The sequence below is a fragment of the Nocardia sp. NPDC055053 genome (genome assembly GCF_053608285.1).
Genome location: NZ_JBSGVD010000016.1, coordinates 136,732 through 151,644, shown reverse-complemented (window position 1 = coordinate 151,644; position 14,913 = coordinate 136,732). Strand labels below are relative to the sequence as shown.

Annotated in this window: 15 protein-coding genes; 2 read left to right on the top strand and 13 right to left on the bottom strand. The window is 70.7% G+C overall.

All coding sequences use genetic code 11. The annotated features are described in order from the left end of the window. Window positions 1-27: 27 nt before the first annotated feature. The 10 genes from ACWF82_RS18880 to ACWF82_RS18835 form a co-directional block, all read right to left on the bottom strand. Complete coding sequence (locus ACWF82_RS18880; protein ID WP_452502755.1) at window positions 28-1,053, bottom strand: hypothetical protein; 1,026 nt, start codon at window positions 1,051-1,053, stop codon at window positions 28-30. After that, window positions 1,046-2,269: a sensor histidine kinase gene (locus tag ACWF82_RS18875; protein WP_452502754.1), complete on the bottom strand. Its 1,224-nt coding sequence runs from the start codon at window positions 2,267-2,269 to the stop codon at window positions 1,046-1,048. The genes ACWF82_RS18880 and ACWF82_RS18875 overlap by 8 nt, the downstream gene beginning before the upstream one ends. Continuing rightward, window positions 2,266-2,940 (bottom strand): response regulator, encoded by a 675-nt coding sequence (locus ACWF82_RS18870; RefSeq protein WP_452502752.1) that lies wholly within the window; start codon window positions 2,938-2,940, stop codon window positions 2,266-2,268. Before ACWF82_RS18870 ends, ACWF82_RS18875 begins: the two co-directional genes overlap by 4 nt. Window positions 2,941-3,083: 143 nt before the next feature. Continuing rightward, a complete protein-coding gene (locus ACWF82_RS18865; RefSeq protein ID WP_452502750.1) occupies window positions 3,084-3,554 on the bottom strand; it encodes a hypothetical protein in 471 nt (156 codons plus the stop codon). A 108-nt stretch (window positions 3,555-3,662) separates the two neighbouring features. Continuing rightward, window positions 3,663-5,114: a serine hydrolase domain-containing protein gene (locus ACWF82_RS18860; RefSeq protein WP_452502794.1), complete on the bottom strand. Its 1,452-nt coding sequence runs from the start codon at window positions 5,112-5,114 to the stop codon at window positions 3,663-3,665. 86 nt (window positions 5,115-5,200) lie between these two features. Further along, on the bottom strand, window positions 5,201-6,781 hold the full coding sequence (locus ACWF82_RS18855) for an alpha/beta fold hydrolase (RefSeq protein ID WP_452502748.1): 1,581 nt from the start codon (window positions 6,779-6,781) through the stop codon (window positions 5,201-5,203). Window positions 6,782-6,882: 101 nt separating this feature from the next. Continuing rightward, window positions 6,883-7,335, bottom strand: coding sequence for a flavodoxin family protein (locus ACWF82_RS18850; RefSeq protein ID WP_189024180.1), 453 nt, complete (start codon window positions 7,333-7,335; stop codon window positions 6,883-6,885). Next, window positions 7,335-7,832: a hypothetical protein gene (locus ACWF82_RS18845; protein ID WP_452502746.1), complete on the bottom strand. Its 498-nt coding sequence runs from the start codon at window positions 7,830-7,832 to the stop codon at window positions 7,335-7,337. The genes ACWF82_RS18850 and ACWF82_RS18845 overlap by 1 nt, the downstream gene beginning before the upstream one ends. Continuing rightward, complete coding sequence (gene dapB / locus ACWF82_RS18840) at window positions 7,829-8,575, bottom strand: 4-hydroxy-tetrahydrodipicolinate reductase (RefSeq protein WP_452502744.1); 747 nt, start codon at window positions 8,573-8,575, stop codon at window positions 7,829-7,831. Before dapB ends, ACWF82_RS18845 begins: the two co-directional genes overlap by 4 nt. 71 nt (window positions 8,576-8,646) lie before the next feature. Next, a complete protein-coding gene (locus tag ACWF82_RS18835; protein ID WP_452502742.1) occupies window positions 8,647-9,753 on the bottom strand; it encodes an alcohol dehydrogenase catalytic domain-containing protein in 1,107 nt (368 codons plus the stop codon). A gap of 135 nt (window positions 9,754-9,888) precedes the next feature. On the opposite strand from ACWF82_RS18835, the gene ACWF82_RS18830 reads away from it, so the two are divergent. Next, window positions 9,889-10,284, top strand: a complete 396-nt coding sequence (locus ACWF82_RS18830) for a VOC family protein (RefSeq protein WP_452502792.1) — start codon at window positions 9,889-9,891, stop codon at window positions 10,282-10,284. Window positions 10,285-10,335: 51 nt separating this feature from the next. On the opposite strand, the gene ACWF82_RS18825 is transcribed toward ACWF82_RS18830, so the two are convergent. Next, window positions 10,336-11,544 carry an MFS transporter gene (locus ACWF82_RS18825; protein WP_452502740.1) on the bottom strand — a complete coding sequence of 403 codons (1,209 nt, stop codon included), beginning with the start codon at window positions 11,542-11,544 and terminating at the stop codon, window positions 10,336-10,338. Window positions 11,545-11,636: 92 nt separating this feature from the next. Between ACWF82_RS18825 and ACWF82_RS18820 the strand changes: the two genes are divergently transcribed. After that, window positions 11,637-11,972, top strand: a complete 336-nt coding sequence (locus ACWF82_RS18820) for an ArsR/SmtB family transcription factor (RefSeq protein ID WP_452502739.1) — start codon at window positions 11,637-11,639, stop codon at window positions 11,970-11,972. A gap of 11 nt (window positions 11,973-11,983) precedes the next feature. Here ACWF82_RS18820 and ACWF82_RS18815 read toward each other — a convergent pair whose 3' ends face one another. Beyond that, complete coding sequence (locus ACWF82_RS18815) at window positions 11,984-13,513, bottom strand: tetratricopeptide repeat protein (RefSeq protein WP_452502737.1); 1,530 nt, start codon at window positions 13,511-13,513, stop codon at window positions 11,984-11,986. Window positions 13,514-13,549: 36 nt separating this feature from the next. Beyond that, on the bottom strand, window positions 13,550-14,881 hold the full coding sequence (locus ACWF82_RS18810; RefSeq protein WP_452502791.1) for a M16 family metallopeptidase: 1,332 nt from the start codon (window positions 14,879-14,881) through the stop codon (window positions 13,550-13,552). Window positions 14,882-14,913 lie beyond the last annotated feature (32 nt).

Below are 14,913 nucleotides of genomic sequence, written 5' to 3'. Positions count from 1 at the left end.
ACACAGGGGTCCGACAGGTTTCCCGGCTCAGGTCGAGACCCGGACCACCCCCGCGGTATCGATCTCGGTGCGCCGGTCCCCGGTCGGCGCAGCGGCCAGCACGGTCGCCACCCAGCGCCGCCCGATCGGCAGCACACGCACGGTGACGGTGCCCGCCTCGGCGGTGTCGAGTTCGCCGACGGCGGCGTCGATCACGTTGTGGCGCACCCAGGTCGGGACGCCGCGGAACCCGCCGTCGTCGAGCAGGGTCACCTCGACACCGCGGGATCGGGCGCCGCGGGCGGCGGCGCTGAGCCGTTCGGTCACCAGCTCCGGGGCGCGCAGTCCGTCGCGCAGTTCGGCTTCGAGCAGCCTGCACTGTTCGCGTTCGTCGCCGGTGAGCTGGGCGCCCTCGGCGATGCGCGCGAGGATCGGCCCGGCGACCTGGTCGAGCCTGGTCAGCTGCCGGTCGCGTTCGGCGGTGGCCGCGCCCAGCGCCGCCTCGGTGGCCGCGCGCCGGTTGGCCTGGTCGCGCAGTTCCCGCAGCGAGCGCTGGGTGGGCCGCACGATCGCCATGAACACCGTCACCACGCCGACCGTGGCCACCGGAGTCAGTGCCCGCACCACGGTCTCCGGGTGCCAGGCGGTGAACACGCCCATGGTGACGAGCACCGTCGCGGCCGCGGCGACACCGAGCCAGGCCGACAGGATCCGCCCGCGCAGCACCAGCATCGCCAGCAGGTACGAAGTCGGGTAGGCGGTCCACAGCTGATGCGAGAAGCCGGTGGGGTTCTCGACCCACGGCACGGTCAGCGCCATCGCGACGGGACCGGCGCAGGCGACGTAGGCGGTGGCGGGCCACGGCAGCGGGTCCACCGGGAAGACCAGCACCACCAGCGCGGCGACGGCCATCAGCACGAGGGCCGCGGCGGCCGGTACCGGCGGCACGATGTCGAAGTTCACCCGCAGGTACATGATGATGGTGGCCTCGAAGATCACCACGAACAGCCAGGCCATGCCGCCGCTGAGGCCGACCAGGTCGCGGACGCCGAACGCCAGATCCCGCTCAGCCATGACTGCCCCACACCAGGGTGACCACAGTGCCCGAGCCCGGGGCCGACTCCACGAAGGCCGCGCCGCCGGCCAGGGTGCGCATCCGGCCGAGAATGCTGCCCGCGATCCCCATCCGGTCGGCCGGTACCCGGGCCGGGTCGAAACCGGCGCCGTCGTCGGTGAGCACGACCCGGATGCCGCCGGTGGCGATGGTGACGGCGACCTCACGCCGCACCTGCCTGCCCGCGACCTCGGCGTGGCGCACGCTGTTGCGCACGGCTTCGCTGAGCGCGGCGCCGAGCACCTGTGCGGCTTCCAGCGGCAGGCACAGATCCGCGCCGCGCCGCGAGGCCTGCACCGGCAGCTCGGGGTCGACCTCGCGCACGGCGGCGCGCACGAACTCCACGGCGGCGGCCGCGTCGAGATGGTCGAGTTCCGGTGCGCTGCGGGCCTGTTCGAGCTGTTCGAGCGTGCGCGCGGCCTGCTTGCGCAGCACCTGGCAGGTTTCCGGCTCGCGGGAAGCCTCCAGCAGCGTCGACAGGACCGCGTCGTGGATCAGCGCGGCGAACCGGGCGCCCTCGCGCTCGCGGGCCGCGGTCGCCGCGACCGTCGCCGCCCGCGAACGCTGCCGGACCGCTTCCCGGTCGACACGTTCGGCGGCGGTCCGCGCGTAGACCACACACCACAGGAACAGCGCGGCCACCCCGAGCGCCCTGGTGACATCACCGAACAGGGCCCACGCCGAACTGTCGGGGACGACAGCGGCATTGGCGGCACTGGTCGCCAATGCCAGCACCGCCGCGAAGCCGGCCGCCACCCGGCCCGACCAGGCGAGTCCACCCGCCATCACCCCGAGCACCAGCCCGCGATACGGCCAGGACGCGAACGAACCGATCGTCACCACCGAGTACACCAGCGGGGTCGTCACCGTCGCGACGAGATAGCAGATCGCGGCCGCCCCGGCGACCCGGCGGATCGCGGTGACCGCCCCGCGCGCCGACACGATCGCCAGCGGCGCGAACAACAGGTACGCCGCCACCAGATGCACCTCGGGCCATACCGACCGGTTGAGCGGCTGGATCAGGACCGCGGGCAGCTCGAGGGTCATCACGATCATCGCGCCGACGCCGATCACGACCCCGAGCCTGCGCAGGATCTGATCGGTCGCCGCCCGTGAGAGCTCGGTGTCCACCGCGGCGGGCACCGGCGCGTGCGCGGGGGCCGCGGTGGCGGTCACGTGCGCTGCTGCCGTTCCGGCACGGGCAGCCATCCGTCCTCGACGGCCCGTTTGTACAGATCGGTCTTGGTGGGGGCCGGACGGCCCGCGTCGGCGTATTTCTGCCGGATGCGGCCCAGGTAGTCGTTGACGGTCTGTTCGGACAGGCCGGTCAGCCTGGCCACCCGCGACGCCTTCTCCCCCGAGGCGTACAGCATGAGCACTTCCTCCTGACGCGGGCTGAGCCCGACGTCGGAGAGCTGCGGGTCGCCGTCGATCGCGGCGGCCCAGTCGGTGGTGACGACCTGCTCCCCGGAGGCGGCCCGGCGCACCGCCTCGACCACCGTCGCCACACTCTCGGACTTCCGCAGCACCCCGAGCACCCCGGCCTTGGCGGCCGAGCGGACCAGGAACGCGTTGTCGGCACCGGTGAACACCAGCACCTCGATGCCGCGTTCGCGCAGCGTGGTGACATTGTCCTCGGGGGTCGAGCCGTCGGGCAGGCGCAGGTCGAGCACCACCAGGTCGAGGGCGGCGTCGATGGCGAGCAGCCCGGCCACGGTGTCGGCGGTCGCGACGAGATCCAGGTCGGGTTCCGGCCCGAGCATGGCCGCCAGCCCGATCGCCACGGACTCGTGGTCCTCGACCAGTCCGATCCGCCGCACCGCCGGAGTCTGCTGCAACTCGCTCACCGACCACTCCCCATCCTCGAACACCCATCCGCGGCCAGCCCGCGACCCGTCGGTGTCGAGTTCTACCGCATCGGGCACCCGCGTGTCAGCCCACCAGAATTCGGGGCCGCGGCGATCCGCCCACGTCGCGCGTGCTCGCGACCTCAGCTCATCCGGCCGCGGCGCGACCACCGGCGCGGCGTCGGCGTCGCGACGACGCCGTGGGTGAGCAGGCTTTCCGCGGTGTCGAGCACCGATTGCCGGACGGGCAGGAAAGTGAGTCCGAGCTCGGACTTCGCCTTCTCCGCGCTGACCCGCTCCCGCTTGCCCAGCGCGGGCACCACCCGTTCGACGGTGTCGTCGGTCAGCGCGGCGAGCTCGACCAGCCAGTCGGGCAGCGTCCGCGACGGCACCGCGAAGCCTCGCGGGCCGAACTCCGCGGCGAGGACGGCCGCCATCTCACGCATCCACACGTGTTCGCCCCCGCAGATGTAGCGCTGCCCGCCCGCCTCGGGGGTTTCCCTGGCGAGGCGATGGGCGCGCGCCAGGTCCCGGACATCCACGGTGGACCACCCCATATCGAGCGATCCCGGAACCTTCCGGCCGAGCAGCCTGATCACCAGCACGATCGCCATGGTCGATTCCCTTGTAGCTCACAGGGATTCGCTCCCACCCCGATCGATTCGAGGCGGAGCCTACTGGTCACCCGCGTGTCAGCCGACCAGAACTCGGGGCCGCCGCGGTCATTGCCGCCGATACAGGCGTCCGTGACTGCGGAACCAGGCGATATTCCCGTCGTCGCCGCGGACGAAGTCGGATCGGGTGCCGATCGGGGTGCCGTCCGGCCCGAGGTCGAGACCGTAGTCGGGCTTGTAGAACGCGAGGCCGAGTTGTGCGCCGGCGTCCTCGTCGGGGTTCGTGCTGGGGTCAGCCCCGTCGCTCATGGTGCCGTGCAGGCGGCCGTCCCTGGCGACGAAGTCGATCACGATCGACTCGAGGCTGCCCGTTTCGACAACCTGCTGGGTCGCGTAACGCCCCTCGTAGGGTGCGAGCTCACCCGCGCCGAGGTTCTGCGGCGTCGCGGGCAGGTTGCCGACCCCGGCGAAACGCCGTAGTGCCCAATCGTCGGCGAACAGGTCGGTGAGCAATTGCGCGCCGCCCTCGGAGTTGGTGAGCGCGGTCATGGCGAAGCCGCGGCTGGGCACCAGGAAGAACCCGGAGCGTTGGCCCGACCAGGTCCCGCCGTGCTGGACGATCGTCTCGTTCTCGGCGGAGGGGCGCAGCATCCAGGTCACACCCATGCCGGTGAGCTCGACCTGCAGCGTCCCGCCCGCACCCGGGTCGGAGCGCATGGCCTCGACGGCTTGCCTGCTGAGGAGGCGGAGGCCGCCGGGTGCGGTGCCGTCGCCGAGATGAAAACGCGCGTAGCGCATCTGATCCCGGACACTCGAGATCAACGATCCGGTGGGGTTGCAGCTGCGCGGGAATTCCCAGAACCCCGTGTCCACAACGGGTTTGCCGTCGACCACGGTGTGGGAGGCGGCGATGTTCAAGCCGATGATCTGGTCGGAGAAGAACCGGGTACGGCTCAACTCCAGGGGGTCGAGCAGCAGATTCTGCACCGCTGCCTCGTACGTCGATCCGGTGACGACCTCGACGATCCGCCCCGCGACCACCAGTCCGGCGTTGTTGTAGGCGAAGACGCTGCCCGGCGGCGTCAGCTGCGGCAGGCGGGTCATCGAGGACACATATCGAGCCAGCGCGTCGTCGCCGCGTCCGAAGTCCTGCAGATCGTCGCCCAGCCAGCCGGAGGTGTGGTTCAGCAGCTGCCGCACGGTGACCTCGGCGCCGACCGCCGGATCGGCGACCGCGAAGTCCGGCAGGTAGCGGCGCACCGGCGCGTCCAGATCGACCGTGCCGTCGTCGACCAACCGCATCATGGCCGTGCCGGTGAATGTCTTTGTGGTGGAACCGATCCGGAACACCGTGTCGGCGTCGACCGGCACCGGGTGGTCGACATTGGTGACGCCATACCCTCTGATGTATTCCTGTCCGCCTGCCAGGACGCCGACGGCGACGCCCGGAATCCCGTAGGACCGCATGCCCGCTTCGATCTTGGCGTCGAGTTCGCCGAACGCGGAGTCCCCGGTGGTCGTCCCCGGGGCAGGCGAGGGCGTCGGCGAACAGGACGACAGCGCGAGCAGCGCTACACCGCCGACGGCGCCACCGAGCACCGAACGTCGCGACACCGCGGTGGCGGCCGTTCCTGGACCGAACCGGGTCACGGCGGCGGGGGGTTGACGGCGTACGGGGGTGGTTGCGTCGTGCTGACGCAACCGGTGTCGGGCTCGAGCGGATTCTCGTAGAACGAGACCGCGATCTCGGCCGCGCAGGGATCGGTGTAGATGCCGTGTGCGACGCCGGGCACGGTCACCTCCGTGGAACGCGAAAGGTCCGCGGCGACATAGTGTCCCCATCGGGCCCCGGTCTGACCGTCGTAGCTACCGGACAGCACCAGCGTCGGGATATCGCTCGTCGTGACGTCGCGGATGGCGTCGGGGCCTTTCGGCACCCGCCACACCTCGCACACTTCGCGGAGGAACGGCAATTGCGGCGCCTGCTCGCGCACCGAATCGGGAAACGCGGGGAAGGCTTCCGCTGCCATCCGGAGTTCGTCCTCGCGGGTCTCGAACGGCACCCATTCGCTGCACCACACACTCAACGCCAGGCCCCAGCCGAACTTCCCGACCTTGGCCGGATCCGTCCAGACCATCGCCCAGACCTGGGCGATCCGTTCCGGCTTGCCCTCGGCCAATTCGTAGATCGCCGCGGGAAACTCCGCGGGGAAATGGGTGGCCATCGGGACGAACCAGTTCAGCAGCGTGCCACCGTCGAGGACAACCGTGGTGTCTTGACCGTGGACGTCGACGGTGGTCGTGATCGGCTCCGACTCGAGTTCGTTCACCATGTCGACGAACTTGTCCGCCAGGTCGGGGTAGGCAGCGTCGCACTGCGGCTGCGCATCGCATGCCGCGGTCATGTTGTCGAAGGCTTCCCGCGCACTGGCCCAGGTCCATCCGAGGGCGGCGACCGACGGCGGCGTCACCCCATCCAGGGTCACCGACCGGATACCCTGCGGGTCCTGGCGCATGTAGACCAGCGCGAGGTCGGTGCCATAGGAATGGGAATAGATGTTCCACCGGTCTATCTCCAGCGCCGCCCGCAACTCCGCCAGGTCGTAGCTCATTTCCATGGTGCTGAATGCCGCCAAGTCCGTGCTACCCGAAAGCCGGTCGTAGCATGCCTCGGCCGCCGCCGAATACTGGCTGCCGGTGGCGGGCGAGCCGAACACCAGACCCACTCGTTCGGCGTAGAACGTATCGATTTCCGGGCAGGTCAGCGCCGGCTCCGCCGACAGCGTGCCCCTGGCCGACATCAGGATCAGATCGCGATTTCGGCCGACACCCTCCGGGATCGGCGGGTCCACGATCGCATCGTTACCCGGCCCGCCGGTGAGAAACACGATGGGATCGGGCTCCGCCGGCTGGATTTCCGCCGGAATTCTCGCCACCGGCAACCGGACAGTGCCCTGGCCGGTGGTGCGATTCGCACGCACCTCCATAGTCCAGCACTGCGCGTCCGCCAGCTCCGGCGCATCCGGGCAGTCACGCGGCTCCAGTTTCGCCGGCGCGTCGGCCGCTGTCGTCGGCATGGTCGCGGACTGTGCGGTGTCCGGCGGCGAACCCGAGGTACCGCAGGCCACCATCATCACGATCGACGCCAAGGCGAGGCCGACTGTCCACTCGCGGCGCACAGAGCGCGCGCGACGGACGCTGACGGGGATCGAACCAGGGATCCGCACACCACACATCTTCGCACCGAAGCGACCGCACCCGGCAGCTGCAACGCCGCAGTTCTCCGCCACGCCGCGTCGTGGAATCCAGCGGGTTCCCCGCCGTCCGCTCAGTCCATCAACTGGGCCGCGACAGTCGCGCCGAGCTCCCAGCACCGCTCCAGATCGGCCTTGCTCGGCGGCCCTGAGACGACGACCGCGGCGGCGGCCCGCTGCCAGCCCAGCCCGGTCGTGATCCGCTCCACGCTCGCCTCGGCGCCCTCGGTGCCCTCGTTGCCGTGCAGGTAGAGCCCGTAGGGCCGGCCGCGCGTCGAGTCGAGGCACGGGTAGTAGATGGTGTCGAACGCGTGCTTGAGCGCACCACTCATGTACCCGAGGTTGGCCGGGGTGCCGAGCAGATAACCGTCGGCTTCGAGCACGTCGACGGCGGTGACGGCCAGCGCGGCCCGGCGCACCACCTCCACGCCCTCGATCTCGGGGTCGGTGGCCCCGGCGAGCACCGCCTCGAACATCGCCTGCGTGTGCGGCGACGGCGTGTGGTGGACGACGAGCAACCGGGCCACTAGACCTCCCGTTCCAGCTTCTCCAGTGCCACCGCGCGGCGCATGGTCTCGCGGGCGCGGGTGCGGTCGCCCGCGTAGTCGTAGGCGCGGGCCAGCCGGTAGGAGGACCGCCAGTTGTCCGGGTCAGCTTCCCATTCGGTCTTGATCTGCGCGAACAGCGCGTCGGCCGCCTCGCGTTCGATGCGGCCGGAGGGGCGGTGCGGCAGCTGCGAGGTGTCGACCTCGCGTCCCTCGTCGTGGATGCGGCGGGCCAGGTGCTGATGGGCCAGTGCCGCCCGCAGCGTCGTCCACACGATCCACACGCCGACGACCGGCAGCAGCAGCATGCCGATGCCGATTGTGATACCAGCGAAACCGCCGTCGGCGATGTAGGCGATGGCGAGCCCGCCGAGGCGGATGAAGTAGTAGATCAGCGCCAGCACCAGGAACGCCACCAGCGCGACGATCTTCACGACCTGCCGATCAGGTCGCCGCGCGGCGGGTTCGGGTGCGCTCACAGATCCAGGAAGGGGTCGAGTCCCACGGTCAGGCCGGGGCGCCCGGCGATCTCGCGCACGCCGAGCAGCACACCCGGCGCGAAGGAGTTCCGGTCGATGGAGTCGTGGCGGATCGTCAGGGTCTCGCCCTGGGTGCCGAACAGCACCTCCTGGTGGGCGACGAGCCCGGCCAGGCGCACCGAGTGCACCCGCACACCGTCGACGTCGGCGCCGCGGGCACCCTCGAGTTCGGTGGTGGTGGCATCGGGGCTGAGCCCGACGCCCGCCTCGGCGCGGGCCGCGGCGATCAGCGCGGCGGTGCGGTAGGCGGTGCCCGATGGCGCGTCGGCCTTGTTCGGGTGGTGCAGCTCGATGACCTCGACCGATTCGAAGAACCGCGCCGCCTGCTCGGCGAACCGCATCGACAGCACCGCGCCGATGGCGAAGTTCGGCGCGATCAGCACACCGGCCTCGGGACGCTGCGCCAGCCAGGACCGGACCTCGGCCAGGCGGGCCTCGTCGAAACCGGTGGTGCCGACGACGGCGTGGATCCCGTTCTCGACCAGGAACTTCAGGTTCCCCATCACCACGTCGGGGTGGGTGAAGTCGACGACCACCTGAGTGCCGGTCTCGGTGAACGTCTCCAGCGCGTCACCCTTGTCGACCTGCGCGACCAGCTCCAGATCGGCCGCCGCCTCCACGGCCGCGCAGATCGCCTGTCCGACCTTGCCGTGTGCTCCGAGCACTCCGACCCGAATGGTCACCCGCATCTCCTCGTCTCGCTGCTCACTTGCCGGCAAGCCTATCGAGCAGCGGCGGGCAACCCGGCGCGAGGTCAGCCGAAGACGATCACCTGCCGCAGTGCCGCGCCCGCCGCGAGCTCGTCCATCGCCTGGTTGACCTGGTCGAGGCCGATCCGCGACGAGACGAGCCGTTCCAGCGGCAGCGTGCCCGCGCGCCACCGGCGCACGTATTCGGGGATGTCGCGTTCGGGCACGGCCGAGCCGAGGTAGCTGCCGATGATGGCGCGCCCCTGGGCGACCAGCGCCAGTGGGGAGATCGTGGCGGTGGCGGTCGGAGCGGGCAGGCCCACCGTCACGGTGACGCCACCGGGAGCTGTTGCGGCGACGGCGGTTTCGAAGGCGCGCACATTGCCCGCGGCCTCGATCACCACGTCCGCCTGCACACCCTGCTCGGCGATCTCCCCCGGCGTGAACACCGCGGTGGCACCGAATTCTCTCGCCAGCGCGAGCTTTTCGCCGACGGTGTCGACGGCGACGACCTCACCGAGTCCGAGCGAGACCGCGACGAGCACCGCGGCCATGCCGACACCACCGAGACCGACCACCATGATCCGGTCGCCCTTCACCGGTTTCGCCGCATTGAGCAGCGCCCCACCACCGGTGAGCACCGCGCAGCCGAGCACCGCGGCGACCTCCGGCGGGACGTCGTCGTCGACGGGAACCACCGAACGCCGGTCGACGACGGCATGGGTGGCGAACCCGGAGACACCGAGGTGATGGTGCACCTCCTCGCCGTCACGGCGCAGCCGGCGCCCGCCGCCGAGGAGCTCGCCCGCGTTGTTGGCGACGCTGCCCGGCCCACACGGGGTGCGCCCGTTGCTCGCACAGCCCGCGCAGTCACCGCAGCGCGGCAGGAACGTCATCACGACCCGCTGCCCCATCGCCACATCGTCGACGCCCGGCCCGACGGACTCGACGATGCCCGCCGCTTCGTGGCCGAGCAGCATCGGCACCGGGCGCACGCGATTGCCGTCGACCACCGACAGATCCGAATGGCACAGTCCCGCCGCCTCGATCCGGACCAGCAGCTCACCCGCGCCCGGCTCGGCCAATTCCAGTTCGCACACGGTGATCGGCTGCGACGTGGCGAACGGCGCCGGGTCGGCGATGCGTTCCAGGACGGCTCCACGAATCCTCATGGCGCGAACCTACCGCGAAACGACCGTTGCGGGCCCGCGGATTCGGCGCTAAATTCGTTCGCGGTGATGGTGCTCCTGTCGGCCGCCTCGTACCGTGCCCAGGGTCGGCGCCATCACGAACCTAGGAGAAATCCCCTGTCAGTACAGTTCAATCACACCATTGTCGGTTGCCACGATAATAGGGAAACCGCCGAATTCTGGGCGGACATCCTCGGGTTGGACATAGGAAAGGAGTGGGGTCCGTTCATTCCGATCCCCCTCGACAACGGCGTCACCTTCGATTTCGCCCGGGTGCCGCCGCCTGTTTCCGAAATCCAGCCGCAGCATTACGCATTCCTCGTCTCGGAGGCCGAGTTCGACGCGGCCTACGCCAAGATCCAGCGCTACCAGCTGGACCATTGGGCTGATCCGCAGCAGCACGGGGTGAACGAGATCAATCACAACGACGGCGGTCGCGGAGTCTATTTCCTCGACCCCAACGGCCACTTCCTGGAGATGATCACCGTCCCGTACGGCGGCTGGCCCACGTAAGACGCCAGGACACCGGCCGGTCCGCAGCCCGCGGACCGGCCGGTGTCGTCGTTATCGCGCTGTCGCGCCCGCCCGGCTGCCGCGCAGTCCGAGCAACGCGGCCAGCACACAGGCCACCGCGACGATCACGATGAACCAGGGAAACACGGTCGCCAGGCCCCAGGTGGTCGCCGCCCAGCCCGCCGCCAGCGTCGGCAACGCCATCGCGGAATAGGCGAGCAGGTAGTAGGCCGACATCGTCTCCCCGCGCCGGTGCGGCGGCACGACTTCCGACAGGTGACGCAGCGAACCACCGAAACCGAGCCCGAAGGTGGCGCCGAGCACGAGCCCGGCGATCAGCACCGCGACCGGTTGCCTGGTGGCCAGTGCGGGCACCGTGGCCAGCAACGCGGCCGCCATCCCGAGGTCGCCGAGGATCGCGGCCCGCCGCGCCGGAATCCGGGTGGCGAAGAGCTGGACCATGGCCGCGGCGAACGCGGTGCCTGCCACCACGACCCCGCCGAACAGCAGGTTGTGCACCCCGGTCTCGGCCGCGGCCAGCGACGGATACAGCGACAGCAGCACACCCAGCACCGACCAGGCCGCCATCACACCGATCGCGGAGAACCAGAAGTCGGCCCTGATCTCGTGCGGCACAGCCGGTTTCGCGATGGTGATGCGCCCCTTCACCCGGGCGGTGTGCGGTTCACGCAGCGCGAGCATGCCCGCGGCGACGGCCAGGCAGACCACCGCGATCACCACATACGGCGTGCGCAACGGCGAGGGCGCGTACTGCGCCAGCGCCGCGGAACCCAGCACGGCGACCGCCATGCCGACGTTGAACGCCACGCCGCTGAGCTGCCCGGAGCGCGCACCATGTTCGGGCCGCAGATCCAGCAGTGCGGCGGCACCCGCCACGACGGTGGCGCCGACCGCCGCGCCGTGCAGCGCCCTGGCCAGCAGCAGCATCGGCACCGAGTCGGCGAGCAGGAACGCGACCAGTCCGAGAATCATGGTGGCGAACGCGCCGACGATCACCGGCTTACGACCGACGACATCGGAGATCCGCCCCGAGACCAGCACCGCACCGAGGGCGGCCACGGCATACACGGCGAACACCATGGTCGTGGTGAGCGGCGAGAGATGCCACTGGGTCTCGTAGATGCCGTAGAGCGGGGCGGGCGCCCCCGAGACACCGAGCGCCACGCCCGTCGCGGCGAGCACGAGCCCGTACGCCCAGCGCTGCCCGGATTCGACCGGCGCCATCGTTGTCGCTGCCATGGCGGCCCCCATCAGGTGAGTTTGATAACCATCGAACGGCATCGACCCTACGCCGAGTATGATGGCTATCAAACCCCGGAGTGAGGTAGATCATGACTCAGGCTAATGGCCTCTCCGCGGCGCCGACCCTACCGGTCGCGGCGCTGCCCGCTGTCCTGGGTGCGCTGCACGATCCGGTGCGGCTGGAGATGGTGCGCCGCCTCAGCAATGCGGCCGAGCCACTGCGCTGCGCGGCGCTCTACGACGCGATCAACAAATCCACGGCGACCCACCACTTCAAGATCCTGCGCGAGGCGGGCCTGATCGAGCGCCTGACCATCGAGGGCCAGACCTACCAGCGCCTGCGCGCCGACGCCGTGGAGGACGCCGTCCCCGGCCTGCTCACCTCGATCGTCGAGGCCGCCAACCGCGCGCACCGCGAGGAGTAGCACCGGTCCGCTCAGCGGTCGGTGGCCGACGGCGGCGCGACGGTAGTACTCGGCCGCTTCGGCGGTGTCGGCAACAGCCGGCTCGGCATCGTCGGGAGGGGTCGCCGCGAGGTCGGCGGCGCCGGCACGTCGATTAGTTCACGTCCGCGCACCTCGCCCTCGACGATCTCGCCGCCACCCCACCACACGGCGGCACCGGCCGCGACCAGCAGCGCGAGGACACACGCCACGATCGCGGGCACCCGGCGATAGCTCTCCCGCTCCCGCCACATCGCGATCGCCCCTTCGAGCACGAGGGTGACCAGCACGATGCCGAGCACCGCGAGCAGGACGCCGAGCAGCACCGGCTGACGCGCCCATCCCCGCCCCAGCACGGCGACGACGAGCAGCGGCGCCCCGAGCAGCGCGGATCCGACGAGCATCCCGAACGCGAAGTCGAAGGCGTCACCGGGAGCGGGATCATCCCGGCCGCGCCGCTGCCACGCGGTGAAGAGCAGCAGATGTCCGAATGCCGCACCGACGGTGCCGAGCACCACGCACCACCCACCCAGCCGGACGAGTTCGACGTACTGTGACCGCACCGCGACGGCACCGAGGTCGGTGATCAGCCCGGCCCCGCCCACCGACAGCAGGGCGACCAGCGGCCGTGGCCGCATCACCCTGGCCCGCAGGTATCCGGCGGGAAGTTGCTTGCGCAGCTTGCGGAACACCCCGTACCAGGCCAGCGGCAACGCCGCGAACAGCACCGGTGACAGCACGCGCAACCCGCCGGCGGGGATCCACATCGTCGCGAAGGCGAGGCAGGCCGCGAAGGCCCATACCCACGCGGCCAATCGCATCAGCGCCCGCCAGTGCACCTCGGCGAGCAACCGGCGAGCCTTGGTGTCGGTCGGGGTCCGGGCGAGCAGTCCGCGCAGGATCGCGACGGCCGCGGCTCGGCCGCCGTCGACGCCACCGAATTCCAGTCTGGCCTGCCTGTGCAGCAGGTCGGTGTGGGTCGGGTCGAGAGCGAGGCCCGCCGTCACGTGCCGCCGGACCGCGTCGAGGTCGGTCAGCTGCTGGTAGATCTCGGCTGCCGAGCAGTGGACATCGGCGTCGTCGGGCATGAGGGCGACCGCTTCGGCCAGCGCCGCCCGCGCCCGCGTCTCGTCGGGTTCGGGCCCGTAGGCGAGCAGCCACGCCATCAGGAGCAAGGCCGGCGCGTCGTGTGGACTCAGCCGCACCGCGGTCTCGAGGTGCCGCATGGCCTGGTCCAGATCGCCGAGCTGGACGGCGGCCATGCCGACCACCAGGTGGGCGTCCGGGCTGTCGGGGTCGGCGTGGATCGCCTGTCCCGCCCACCGCAGCGCCTCGGCGGGGTCGTCGAGATCCAGCGCGATATTCCCCAGTGCCACCAGCAGTTCCGGGTCGTCGGGCGCCGTCGCCAACGCCGTTCCCAGAATTCGCCGAGCCTCCTCGACCTTCCCGAGCTCCTTGGCCACCCTGGCCCGTTCGATCGCCGCCTGTACCGGCACGACCTCTCCCCTCCCCTGTGCGGTCATCCGCGTGCAGAGTACCGACCCCCGGGGCCGAAAGGATCAGTGCTCCACCAGTTTGCGCACCGAGGCGGGCAGGTCGCGGGTGCGCCGGTACGGACCCGCGACGGCCGCGCCGTAGGGCCGGGCGAGCAGGGTGCGGGCGATCGCGCTGACCTCCTCGGTGGTGACGGCGTCGATGCGGGCCAGGGTCGCCGAGACGCTGCGGTGGTTGCCGTAGCTGAGTTCGCTGCGGCCGATGCGGTTCATCCGGGAGGCGGAGTCCTCGAGGCCGAGGACCAGGCCGCCACGCAACGAGCCTTTGGCGCGAGCGCATTCGGCGTCGGTGACCCCGTTGGTCGCCACGTCGACGAGCACGTCGCGCGCCAATGTCGCGACCTGGGCGAGGTTTTCGGGCTGGCAGCCGAGGTAGACGGAGAACGCGCCGGTGTCGGCGAAGGTGTCCACGCTCGAGTACACCGAGTACGCCAGGCCGCGTTCTTCCCGAATGCGCTGGAACAGGCGGGAACTCAGGCCGCCGCCGACGATGGTGTTGAGCACCGACAGCGGCCAGCGCTGCTGTCCTTCGTGCCTGCCGAACGCGCGCACGCCGAAGACGAGGTGGGTCTGTTCGCTGTCGCGGTTGATCCGCACCAGGCTGGGCGCGGTGTGCGCGCGGAACTTGCCCTCGCGGCGCGGCGCCGGTTCGACCGCGGAGTCCAGGTGCGCGGCGAAGGCGCGGTGCACGAGTTCGACGGTGCGGTCGTGGTCGACATTGCCCGCGACGGCCACGACCATCCGGTCGGGCCGGTAGCGGCGCTGGTGGAATCCGCGCAGCTGCGCGGCCCGCATGCCTTCGATGGATTCGACGGTGCCGATCACGGGTCGCCCGATCGGGTGGTCGCCGAACAGGGCGGTGAGGAAGGAGTCGGCGACCAGGTCCTCGGGGTCGTCGTCGCGCATGGCGATCTCCTCGAGCACCACCTGGCGTTCGACGTCGACGTCGGCGGCCCGGCACAGCCCGTCGAGTACCACGTCGGCGACGAGTTCGACCGCCAGCGGCAGGTCCTCGTCGATGACGTGGGCGTAGTAGCAGGTCTGTTCCTTGGCGGTGAACGCGTTGAGTTCGCCGCCGACGGCGTCCATCGTCTGGGCGATGTCGAGCGCCGAGCGGGTGGGGGTCGCCTTGAACAGCAGGTGTTCGAGGAAGTGCGCCGCGCCCGCGACGGTGGGACCTTCGTCGCGTGACCCCACGCCGACCCAGACGCCGATGGAAGCCGAGCGCACGCCGGGGACGTGTTCGGTGACCACGCGCAGTCCGCCGGGGAGCACGGTGCGCCGCACACCACCGTCGGTGGAGACGTCGTCAGCGGTTTCGGTACTCGACTCGGTCAACTGTGGCTTCGTCACCCGATCCCACCGGACGG

What these genes read in the sequence shown, in the direction of transcription:
- ACWF82_RS18880 (WP_452502755.1), bottom strand. Translation starts at nt 1,053, where the DNA reads ATGGCTGAGCGGGATCTGGCGTTCGGCGTCCGCGACCTGGTCGGCCTC.
- ACWF82_RS18865 (WP_452502750.1), bottom strand. Translation starts at nt 3,554, where the DNA reads ATGGCGATCGTGCTGGTGATCAGGCTGCTCGGCCGGAAGGTTCCGGGA.
- ACWF82_RS18835 (WP_452502742.1), bottom strand. Translation starts at nt 9,753, where the DNA reads ATGAGGATTCGTGGAGCCGTCCTGGAACGCATCGCCGACCCGGCGCCG.
- ACWF82_RS18825 (WP_452502740.1), bottom strand. Translation starts at nt 11,544, where the DNA reads ATGGCAGCGACAACGATGGCGCCGGTCGAATCCGGGCAGCGCTGGGCG.
- ACWF82_RS18820 (WP_452502739.1), top strand. Translation starts at nt 11,637, where the DNA reads ATGACTCAGGCTAATGGCCTCTCCGCGGCGCCGACCCTACCGGTCGCG.
- ACWF82_RS18815 (WP_452502737.1), bottom strand. Translation starts at nt 13,513, where the DNA reads ATGACCGCACAGGGGAGGGGAGAGGTCGTGCCGGTACAGGCGGCGATC.